8 protein-coding genes, 1 riboswitch and 1 other annotated feature are annotated in these 10,167 nt (G+C 47.9%); of the genes, 6 read left to right on the forward strand and 2 right to left on the reverse strand.

Going from position 1 to position 10,167, the window contains the following annotated elements:
• The first annotated feature begins 82 nt into the window (after positions 1 to 82).
• Positions 83 to 685 (forward strand): sugar O-acetyltransferase, encoded by a 603-nt coding sequence (locus ACI31H_RS02990; RefSeq protein ID WP_439770516.1) that lies wholly within the window; start codon positions 83 to 85, stop codon positions 683 to 685.
• A 5-nt stretch (positions 686 to 690) separates the two neighbouring features.
• Here ACI31H_RS02990 and ACI31H_RS02995 read toward each other — a convergent pair whose 3' ends face one another.
• Positions 691 to 1,620: an AEC family transporter gene (locus tag ACI31H_RS02995; protein WP_439770517.1), complete on the reverse strand. Its 930-nt coding sequence runs from the start codon at positions 1,618 to 1,620 to the stop codon at positions 691 to 693.
• A 139-nt stretch (positions 1,621 to 1,759) separates the two neighbouring features.
• On the opposite strand from ACI31H_RS02995, the gene ACI31H_RS03000 reads away from it, so the two are divergent.
• Positions 1,760 to 4,288: a M1 family metallopeptidase gene (locus ACI31H_RS03000; protein WP_439770518.1), complete on the forward strand. Its 2,529-nt coding sequence runs from the start codon at positions 1,760 to 1,762 to the stop codon at positions 4,286 to 4,288.
• Between the two features lie 68 nt (positions 4,289 to 4,356).
• Here ACI31H_RS03000 and ACI31H_RS03005 read toward each other — a convergent pair whose 3' ends face one another.
• A complete protein-coding gene (locus ACI31H_RS03005; RefSeq protein ID WP_439770519.1) occupies positions 4,357 to 5,460 on the reverse strand; it encodes an ATP-binding protein in 1,104 nt (367 codons plus the stop codon).
• A 190-nt stretch (positions 5,461 to 5,650) separates the two neighbouring features.
• Positions 5,651 to 5,746, forward strand: a riboswitch (THF riboswitch).
• Positions 5,747 to 5,798: 52 nt separating this feature from the next.
• Between ACI31H_RS03005 and ACI31H_RS03010 the strand changes: the two genes are divergently transcribed.
• The 4 genes from ACI31H_RS03010 (at position 5,799) to asnS (ending at position 9,482) form a co-directional block, all read left to right on the forward strand.
• Positions 5,799 to 6,350 carry a folate family ECF transporter S component gene (locus ACI31H_RS03010; RefSeq protein ID WP_439770520.1) on the forward strand — a complete coding sequence of 184 codons (552 nt, stop codon included), beginning with the start codon at positions 5,799 to 5,801 and terminating at the stop codon, positions 6,348 to 6,350.
• Entirely contained in the window at positions 6,350 to 6,766 is a 417-nt protein-coding gene (locus tag ACI31H_RS03015; RefSeq protein WP_439770521.1) for a GNAT family N-acetyltransferase, read from the forward strand. Before ACI31H_RS03010 ends, ACI31H_RS03015 begins: the two co-directional genes overlap by 1 nt.
• A 56-nt stretch (positions 6,767 to 6,822) precedes the next feature.
• Positions 6,823 to 7,085: a binding site (T-box leader), on the forward strand.
• A 64-nt stretch (positions 7,086 to 7,149) separates the two neighbouring features.
• Positions 7,150 to 8,160 carry an aspartate--ammonia ligase gene (gene asnA, locus ACI31H_RS03020; RefSeq protein ID WP_439770522.1) on the forward strand — a complete coding sequence of 337 codons (1,011 nt, stop codon included), beginning with the start codon at positions 7,150 to 7,152 and terminating at the stop codon, positions 8,158 to 8,160.
• A gap of 23 nt (positions 8,161 to 8,183) precedes the next feature.
• Positions 8,184 to 9,482, forward strand: a complete 1,299-nt coding sequence (gene asnS, locus ACI31H_RS03025; RefSeq protein WP_439770523.1) for an asparagine--tRNA ligase — start codon at positions 8,184 to 8,186, stop codon at positions 9,480 to 9,482.
• The last annotated feature ends 685 nt before the right edge of the window (positions 9,483 to 10,167 follow it).

The following is a 10,167-nucleotide window of genomic DNA, read 5'->3' on the forward strand; positions in this document are numbered from 1 at the left end:
CAGTATTATTTATTTGAGTCCAGTGGCTAACTTATTCTTGAAATTTAGGAAATATAGATAAATAACCGAAAGGGGTAATCCTATGTCACTACACGACCAACAAATTTATAATCCGGACGACCCGGCGATCATGAAAAAACAGGTCCAGGCCCAGTTACCAATGTATGAATATAACCGAACCCTGCCAACCGAGGCGGACAAACGGCAAAAGCTACTGAAGGAGATGCTCGGTGAAGTCGGTACCGGTTGCTACATCGAACCGCCCTTCCACGCTAATTTCGGTGGGCGCCACGTTATGTTCGGTGATCATGTTTACGCTAATTTCAACCTGACCGTGGTTGACGACACCTATATCTACGTTGGCAGCCACACCATGATCGGGCCTAACGTCACCCTCGCTTCGGCCAACCACCCGATTTTGCCAGAGCTACGGAAAAAGGGCTACCAGTACAACCTCCCTATTCACATCGGCCAAAATTGCTGGCTCGGGGCCGGCGTTATTGTCGTTCCCGGCGTCACGATTGGCGATAATACCGTCGTCGGCGCCGGTGCCGTGGTGACAAGAGACCTCCCAGCCAACGTAATTGCCGTTGGGGTCCCCGCTAAGGTGTTACGTAAGATTAACAACCACGACCGGCGGTACTATCACGGTCAAATGACCATCGATCCTGACCTACTTTCGTAAGTTACTTAAAAAAGACTGGCAAGCCAGTAAACCAGCGGGATCGTTACCAGGCACATGATGGTGGAAAGGCTCATTAAAACCGTTGCTGGCCGAGCATCCCCACCTGCCTGCATCGTAAAGAGGACGACCAACCCGGCAACCGGGCAGGCATTGAGGATAATCGTCGTAAATAGTGGTACCCCACTGATCCCCATTACCAATAAGATAACGGCCCCAAGGAGGGGGAAGATAATATTCCGGACCAGTAAACTAACCCACAAGGCCCGTGGTAAACGGATATTTTTAAGGCTTAGGTTGGCCAAGTTACTACCAATCACAATCATCGACAGTGGTGTAAAGGCCGGACTAGTATAGTTAATAAAACTGGCCAAGACCTTAGGTAAGCGGTAGGAGGTGGTAAACATCACCAGGCCAATAATAATGGCAATAATATTAGGGTTTAAAATAATTTTCTTAAACTGGCTGCTAAATTTTCGCTGGGTTGGTTGTTGGAAGATCCCAATCCCTTGCGTCCACGACATTACGTTAAAGCCGATCATCGAGGCGACTGCGTAAAAGACCCCGACACTACCAAAAAGCCCCTGGGCCAGGGGAATTCCCATAAAACCGTTATTAGAATAAATACTGCCGTAGGTTGCGATCCGCCGGATGTTTTGATCTTTCACCCGGTGAAAAAAGAGTTTAGCAACCAAGATTGAGACAAAATAAGTCAAAAAAACAGCTACTATTAAAAGTAATAGCTGGTAAAAACGGGCCGGGGAGAAGGGCTGTTCAAAAGCTCTAATAATTACTAACGGCGACAAAAAGTAAAGGACGATATTCGTCACGTCGTTAATTGACTGCGGGTGCAGAAAACCGAGTTTCTGAATCAGTGCTCCCAGAAGCATTAGTAAAAAAATAACAATGACTTGGTTAAAAATTTGACCAATCGACATCCATTCACCACTCTCTTTCTAAAAAACATTTACCATACTATTCTACACCCCCACCATTAATTACCGGAGCTATCACTTTGCCCCGCCCCCGTTCCGCCGTATAATTAAGATATCCTAAGAGTTAAGAAGTGAATTTTTAATGACAGAAAATAAACGTTTGTTGGATGCTTTCCAACCTGACCACTACGACCTCTACCTTGACATTAACCGGGCTAATAAGACGATCGCCGGCACGACGACCATTGACGGCCACGCGAGCCAACCCGTCATCAAGGTTAACCAGAAATTCTTGCACATCAACGACGTTACGGTCGACCAAAAGCCCGTACCGTTCACCGTTAAGGATGATGAAGAAGCGCTGGAAATTACCTTACCGGCCGCTGGTGACGTTAAATTAAGTATCGACTACACGGCCCCCTTAACCGATACCATGATGGGTATTTACCCGTCCTACTACCAGGTTAACGGTGAGCAAAAGCAAATTATCGGGACCCAGTTTGAAACTACCGCGGCCCGGCAAGCCTTCCCAAGCGTCGACGAGCCAGCTGCCAAGGCCACTTTCTCCTTGGCCATTAAGTTTGATGAACACCCTGGTGAAACGGTCATTGCCAATATGCCAGAAAATCACGTGGCTAACGGTGTCCACTACTTTGATGAAACCGTTAAAATGTCCACCTACCTCGTGGCCTTTGCCTTTGGTGAACTGCAAAGCAAGTTAACGGAGACCAAGTCCGGCGTCAAGGTCGGAGTCTTCGCTACTAAGGCCCACCAGGCCAAGGAACTCGACTTTGCCTTGGACATCGCTAAACGGGCAATTGAATTCTACGAAGATTTCTACCACACCCCTTACCCGCTGCCGCACTCCTGGCAACTAGCACTGCCGGACTTTTCGGCCGGGGCGATGGAAAACTGGGGACTGGTAACCTACCGGGAAGCCTACCTCCTGCTTGACCCTGACAACACCTCACTAGATATGAAACAACTCGTGGCCACCGTTATTACCCACGAGTTGGCCCACCAGTGGTTCGGTGACCTCGTCACGATGAAGTGGTGGGACGACCTCTGGCTCAACGAAAGTTTTGCCAACATGATGGAATACGTTTCCGTTGACGCCATCCACCCCGAATGGAAGATCTGGGAACTGTTCCAAACTTCCGAAGCACCGATGGCCCTGCAACGGGACGCCACTGACGGTGTGCAACCAGTTCACGTCGAAGTTAACAACCCGGCTGAAATTGACTCCATCTTTGACCCGGCCATTGTTTATGCCAAGGGTTCCCGGATGCTAGTCATGGTTCGGGCCCTGCTCGGTAATGATGCTCTGCGGAAGGGTCTGAAGAACTACTTTGCTGCTCATAAGTACAATAACGCCGCCGGGGGTGACCTCTGGCAGGCACTCGGTGACGCTTCCGGACTAAATATCGGTGAGATTATGAAGTCCTGGCTAGAACAACCGGGTTACCCCGTCGTAACGGCAGCGGTTAACGACCAGGGGCAGTTAGTCCTCAGTCAAAAGCAGTTCTTCATCGGTGACGGTGAAGACCAGGGCCGGACGTGGCAGATTCCGTTGAACGCTAACTACGACGCGGCACCACAGATCATGGCTGACAAGGAAGTCATCCTTGGTGACTACGCTCAGCTACGGAAGGAAAACGGCAAGCCATTCCGCCTCAACGTTGGTAACAATTCCCACTTCATCGTTAAGTATGATGACCAATTATTAAAGGACATTATGGACCACGCCGATGAACTGGATAACATTAGCCAGCGGCAATTACTCCAGGACCTGCGCTTACTGGCGGAGGGTCAACAGATTTCATACGCTAGTTTGATTCCGTTGCTGACCCGGTTCGCCAACAGCCATTCTGCCATCGTTAACGCTGAACTCTACCACATTGCTAACAGCCTGAAGATGTTCGCCAAGCCTGGTTCAGCTGAAGAAGACCAGCTGAAGAAGTTCTTCGACCGGTTGAGCAAGGACCAGGTCACCCGGCTGGGCTGGTTGCCAAAGCAGGGTGAAAGTAACGATGACCAACTGGTCCGGCCATACGTACTGAATGCCTCCCTATACGCCCACAATGTGGACTCGATTAAGGCGGCCCACCAGATCTTCACTGACAACCAGGACCAATTAGCCGCATTATCTGCTGATATCCGGGGACTGGTTTTGAAAAACGAGGTCCAAAACTACGGTAGCCGAGAACTGTTTGACCAGTTACTGACGGCCTACCAGGAAACTACCGACCCAAGTTACAAGGCCGATTTACGGATGGCGATCCCAACAACGACTGACCCTGAATTAATTAAGCTCATCATCGGTCACTACAAGGATGCCCAGGTCATTAAGCCGCAAGACCTCCGTGCCTGGTACCGGGGTGTGCTCGCTAATAATGCGGGGCAAGAAGCGGCCTGGAGTTGGCTCCGGAATGACTGGCAATGGCTGGAAGACACGGTCGGTGGTGACATGGAATTTGCTTCCTACATCACCGTCTCGGCTGGCATTTTCCACACGCCACAACGCCTGGCCGAATTCAAGGAGTTCTTTGAACCAAAGATCAACACCCCTGGCCTGACCCGGGAAATCACGATGGATATTCGGATCATCGCCAGCAAGGTTGCTCTGGTGGAAAAGGAAGCTGCTGCGGTTAACGCCGCAATTGCGGATTAAAGTTTAAATAATATAAACCGTCTAACCATTAAAATCCATCGATGGTTAGACGGTTTTTTACGCGTTATTTAAAATTCATCCAGCAGCATTTGCTCCTGAATAAATTGGTCAAAGTACGGCAGCATAAACTGGACGAATCCGTACCCGGCCGGCATGATAATCTGGTCATCAATCAATTTACGGCGGTAAACCGAAATGTAGTTAGGTGCTTTCCCCATTAGTTGACTAATCGTTTGGGCCTTCACCTTCGCTTTTCCTGTTTTAACCATTGCCTGAACAAACTCGCACTCGCGCATTGACATCCCATGGTAGACCTTATAATACACATTTCGAAAGAGGTCACTAGTGTAGCGGTCTAAGATGTTATCAACTGTTTCCTTGGTAATTCGTCGGCGTGACTGTTCTTCCGCTATTTGCCAGACCCAATAGCCAAGAAGTTGGAAGGCATAAGCAAAACCCTTAGTTTGCTTAGTCATATAGAGCAGTGTGGCAGTATCGATTTGGTAGCCCGCCTCCCTAAAAATATGGGCGTAACTATTCTTGATACTTTCGATACCAAGTGGTGTCAGCGTTATCCGGTTAGCTCGTAACAAAAATGTTAAAACATCATCATTTTGTATTTCAGATACATTTTCTGGTAATCCCGCCACTAGCAAGGAGACATTCAAGTTATCACGCAACATTATTTGATAACAACTCACCAATTTTCTCAATAATGGTGTCGCTACTACTTCATCAATCGTAATTAGAATATGGATCCTTTTTTCAGTGAACTTTTGTAATAGTTGGTGAAATATCGTTTGAAACTCACCACCTTGGTTGTGACCACCAAGACTTGTACTTACCTGGATGCCTTTAAATTCAACTTTAAAATCAAGATCCTTAAAAACCTTTAGGCTAACCATCTTTTCTCGTAATTGTGTTAATAATGAATCTAATAAATCATCATCTAATACTAGGTTAACAACCTGCCAATTACTACTCTTAGTTAATTCATTGGCAACATCAGTCATCAGAGTTGTCTTACCGGCACCACGTTGACCATAAATTAAGGAAGTCTGAAATGGTGAATTATGACGATTTAGCTCTTTAACTATCCGTGTACTTAGTTCGTTACGATCCAACAAAATACTCGGAACTGTTCCAAAACTAGGGTTAAATGGATTTTCCATTTTTACCACCTCATTTTATAACTTTTTATAACTTTTGTGGCTATTTTATAACTTTTTATAACTTTTTTCAATTAAACTTACTTGTAAAGTATTGAACAATATTCAGTACATCAACAGCTATTGTTCTGTTTTAGATTAAAATCATTTCATCTTCATTGCTAATTATCCGTATTTATCGTATAGTGCCCTTGTTGGGGTAGGAACTCCAGAGTTATTGTCCAGCGAAACGGAATGTGAACGCTGGAAGGAGGCCGCGTGGCTGCTTTGGTTTTCCGCATTCACCACGGACAACCGTCGATGGTTCCCTAACAAATAATTCTTTTAGGGAGTGTCTTAAGATGTCAGTACTATCTTTTGCGGGTCCCCGTTTTACGACCCGCCATATGACGTTAGCTGCCTTGCTCGTTGCCTTGCAGCTAATCCTCGGCAAACTTTCGGTTGGTGATCCGGCCGTCCTTAAGTTTAGCTTTGGCTTTATTGCTACCGCCTTAATTGGTTATTACCTCGGGCCTTGGATTGGTGGAGCTGCCATGGTCGTTAATGACCTCATCAGCAACACCATTTTGAATACGGGTAGTATGTTCTTCCCCGGTTTTACCTTCTCCGCCTTTGTTTCTGGAGTAATCGCCGGGATGTTCTTATACAACCAAAAGGTCACCTGGCAGCGAATTTTTATTTACGAATTCGTCCAGATCCTAATAACCAACGTCTTCTTCACGACGCTGTGGGTCTACCTAATGAGTATGACTTCCTCCAGCACCGGCCGGGCTTTTACCGCCCTGCTAGCAATCCGGTTGCCTAAGGAGGTTATCTCCTGGCCACTGGAAGCCATCCTCGTCTTGATAATCCTTCGGCAGTTGTCACGAATTAATTTGAATTTGGACCGTTAATGATGATTAGAAAATTTACCCCTACCGATTTGGATACTGTTATGCAGATCTGGTTGGCGGGTAACCTTGATGCCCATCCTTTTATTTCCCGCTCATATTGGGAAGGCCAATCTGCGGCCGTCCGGGACGCGATCTCACAGGCCGATGTGGACTGTTACGTTGATGATCACGAAAAGGTCGTGGGCTTCATCGGACTGACTGGCGACTACATCGCCGGTCTTTTTGTTTCCCGGTCCTTTCGGGGACACAAAATTGGTTACCAGCTCCTCAACCAGGTTAAGACTACCCACCACCACCTAGAATTAGACGCCTATCAGAAAAATACCCGCGCCGTTCATTTTTACCAGCAAAATGGCTTTGTCATTACCCACCAGACTAGTGATGAAGTCCGCATGGCCTGGCCGGCGAAAAAATAATTTTCTAAAAAAGTCTTGCAATTTCTGAAAAACAGGTTAGAATATCATTAAAGATTTCAAAAGCGATGAGAAAGAAGAGTAAAGCGCCGCATTCGTAAAGTGAGCTGGTGATAGTGAGAGACCGGCCGACCCTGGACGTTTGAAAAACACTTTCTCGCAATGCCGCTGACCCAAATAATCAGTTTGATTAAAGTAGGCTCAGCCGTCCCCGGTACGTTACCACACCGGTAGAACGTGTTTGCGTTCGAAAAGCGGTCTAGAAATTCCGATTTCTAGGCAACTTGGGTGGTACCGCGGAATAAAGCCTTTCGTCCCTTCGATTTTACAGGGGATGAAAGGCTTTTTATTTTATCCTCAAATTAGAATTACGAGGAGTGCTAAATATGGACTTAATTATTCCAAAAGATTACGATCCAAAGCTGTCAATCCGGGAAACTGAAGCGGCTATCCGCTTTATCCGGGAAAACTTCCAGGACGAATTTGGCCAAGAATTACACCTGCAACGGATGTCGGCACCGATGTTTGTTGAAAAGGGAACCGGGCTAAACGATAACTTAAACGGGGTTGAAAAGCCGGTTTCCTTTACCATGCAGGGCCTGCCAGACGAAACTATTGAAATTGTCCACTCCCTAGCTAAGTGGAAGCGGATGGCCTTAAAGAAGTACGGCTTCGGGATGCACGAAGGCCTGTACACCAACATGAACGCCATTCGCAAGGACGAAGAGCTCGACAACTTCCACTCCATTTACGTTGACCAGTGGGACTGGGAAAAGATCATTGCCAAGGAAGAACGGACCGAAACAACCCTGAAGGCCACCGTTCGTCAAATCTTCAAGGTAATTAAGAAGATTGAAAAAGAACTCTGGTACCTTTATCCAGACGCTGTTTACCAACTTCCTGACGAAATTCACTTCGTTACCACGCAGGAACTAGAAGACCGCTGGCCAGACTTGACCCCAATGGAACGGGAAGATAAAATTGCTAAGGAACTTGGTGCCGTCTTCGTAATGAAGATCGGTGATAAGCTGAAGCGCAGTGGCAAGCCTCACGATGGCCGGGCACCGGACTACGACGACTGGCAACTCAACGGTGACATTATTTTCTGGTACGAACCCCTTCAAAAGAAGCTGGAAATTTCCAGCATGGGGATCCGGGTTAGCCCAGAATCAATGAAGTCCCAGTTGGAAAAGGCCGGCGAAGAAGCCCGGGAAAAGCTGCCCTTCCACCAAATGTTACTGAAGGGCGAACTGCCATACACCATTGGTGGTGGGATTGGTCAATCACGGCTCTGCATGCTGCTGCTTGGCAAGGCCCACGTTGGTGAAGTTCAAGCCAGTGTTTGGCCACAAGAGATGTTAGACAAGTGCGCTAGTGCACACATTCAAATTCTGTAATTTTGATTTAGGAGTGAGTATTGATGGAGACAATTACGATCAGCGAATCCCCCAAGCACGTGGGTGAAACAGTTCGAATTGGCGTTTGGTTAACTGACAAGCGGTCTAGTGGGAAGATTGCCTTCCTGCAACTTCGTGATGGGACCGGCTTTTTCCAAGGAATTATCCGGAAGAACGATGTCACGCCGGAAACCTTTGACCTGGCCAAGCACGATTTGCACCAAGAAACTAGTTTTTACGTTACTGGTGAAATTGCGGAAGATAAGCGTTCCAAGTTTGGGTACGAAATTCACATCAGTGATATTGAAATTGTGGGCAAGAGTGAAGACTACCCAATCGGTAATAAGGAACACGGGATTGACTTCCTGCTCGACAACCGGCACTTATGGTTACGGAGTCGTAAGCCATGGGCATTAATGCGGATCCGTAGTCGGGTTAAGCTGGCCACGATGGAATTCTTTGAAAAGCACGGCTTCACCCAATTTGACGCCCCTGAATTAACTGGGAGTGCTCCTGAAGGAACGACGGAATTATTTGAAACGGACTACTTTGACCAGTCAGCTTACCTGTCACAATCTGGTCAATTATACGAAGAAGCCGGGGCCATGGCGCTGGGCCGGGTTTACTCCATGGGTCCAACCTTCCGGGCCGAAAAGTCTAAGACCCGGCGGCACCTGATGGAATTCTGGATGATCGAACCAGAAATGGCTTGGTGCCATGAAGAAGAGAGTGAAGAGATTCAAGAACAATACGTTGCCTACTTGATTCAGGACCTGATTGACCACTGCCCACTCGAACTGGAAATGGTTGGTCGGAGTGTCGACAGCTTGAAGCCATTCACGGAACTGCCATACCCACGGATTACCTACAAGAAGGCCGTTGAGATGTTGCAAGAAGCCGGAATGGACGTTAAGTACGGCGACGACTTTGGTTCACCAGAAGAAACCTACCTGGCTGACCAATTCAAGAAGCCGGTCTTCATCAAGAACTACCCAAAGGAAATCAAGGCCTTCTACATGCCAGCTAACCCTGAAGACGACCGGGAAGTTATCTGTGCGGACTTACTGGCTCCGGAAGGTTACGGTGAAATTATCGGTGGTTCCGAACGTTCATACGACTACGAATACATCACTAATAAGCTGGAAGAAAACGGCTTGAGCAAGAAGGAATACGGCTGGTACGATGACCTACGCAAGTACGGTTCCGTTCCTCACTCTGGTTTTGGAATGGGACTGGAACGGTTCTTAGCCTGGGTTACCCTCCAAGACCACATTCGGGAAAACATCCCATTCCCACGGATGCTCAACCGGTTAAACCCATAAGTAGAAGTGCGAAATCCCCCGTAGAGGGGCGATTACTAGCATGGCAAAAAGGATTGGCGCGGATGCGGCGGTCCTTTTTGTTTGCTAGGCATTCAGTCCCGCGGGGATGGAGCACGACAGTAGAAGTGTGGAAGGCGCTTAAAGGGGGCGGATGACTAACATGGGAAAAGTGATTGGCGCGGTAAGCGGCGATTACTTTTCTCTGTTAGGCACTTAGCCACCGCGCCTGGAGCACGACAATAGAAGTGCGGAGCAGGCCGGATTAGGGCCGTATGCATAACATGGCACCCGGAGTTGGCGCGAAGGCGGCAGCTTCGGGTGTTTGTTATGCACTAGGCCCGGGACTGCGCAGCACGTTAAATAGAAGTGCGGAATCCCCCGTAGAGGGACGATTACTAGCATGGCAAAAAGGATTGGCGCGGATGCGGCGGTCCTTTTTGTTTGCTAGGCATTCAGTCCCGCGGGGATGGAGCACGACAGTAGAAGTGTGGAAGGCGCTTAAAGGGGGCGGATGACTAACATGGGAAAAGTGATTGGCGCGGTAAGCGGCGATTACTTTTCTCTGTTAGGCACTTAGCCACCGCGCCTGGAGCACGACAATAGAAGTGCGGAAGGCATTCAGCCATAATATATGGCAGATTGTAAAATTTAAGTTGAACATTAAGTGGACGGAAAAACCCATCAA

The sequence above is a fragment of the Limosilactobacillus sp. genome (genome assembly GCF_051873035.1).
In the GTDB taxonomy this organism is placed as follows: domain Bacteria; phylum Bacillota; class Bacilli; order Lactobacillales; family Lactobacillaceae; genus Limosilactobacillus.

Bases quoted from the DNA above. Each gene is read 5' to 3' on its own strand.
- ACI31H_RS02990 (WP_439770516.1), top strand. From the start codon at position 83: ATGTCACTACACGACCAACAAATTTATAATCCGGACGACCCGGCGATC.
- ACI31H_RS02995 (WP_439770517.1), bottom strand. From the start codon at position 1,620: ATGTCGATTGGTCAAATTTTTAACCAAGTCATTGTTATTTTTTTACTA.
- ACI31H_RS03000 (WP_439770518.1), top strand. From the start codon at position 1,760: ATGACAGAAAATAAACGTTTGTTGGATGCTTTCCAACCTGACCACTAC.
- ACI31H_RS03005 (WP_439770519.1), bottom strand. From the start codon at position 5,460: ATGGAAAATCCATTTAACCCTAGTTTTGGAACAGTTCCGAGTATTTTG.
- ACI31H_RS03010 (WP_439770520.1), top strand. From the start codon at position 5,799: ATGTCAGTACTATCTTTTGCGGGTCCCCGTTTTACGACCCGCCATATG.
- ACI31H_RS03015 (WP_439770521.1), top strand. From the start codon at position 6,350: ATGATGATTAGAAAATTTACCCCTACCGATTTGGATACTGTTATGCAG.
- asnA (WP_439770522.1), top strand. From the start codon at position 7,150: ATGGACTTAATTATTCCAAAAGATTACGATCCAAAGCTGTCAATCCGG.
- asnS (WP_439770523.1), top strand. From the start codon at position 8,184: ATGGAGACAATTACGATCAGCGAATCCCCCAAGCACGTGGGTGAAACA.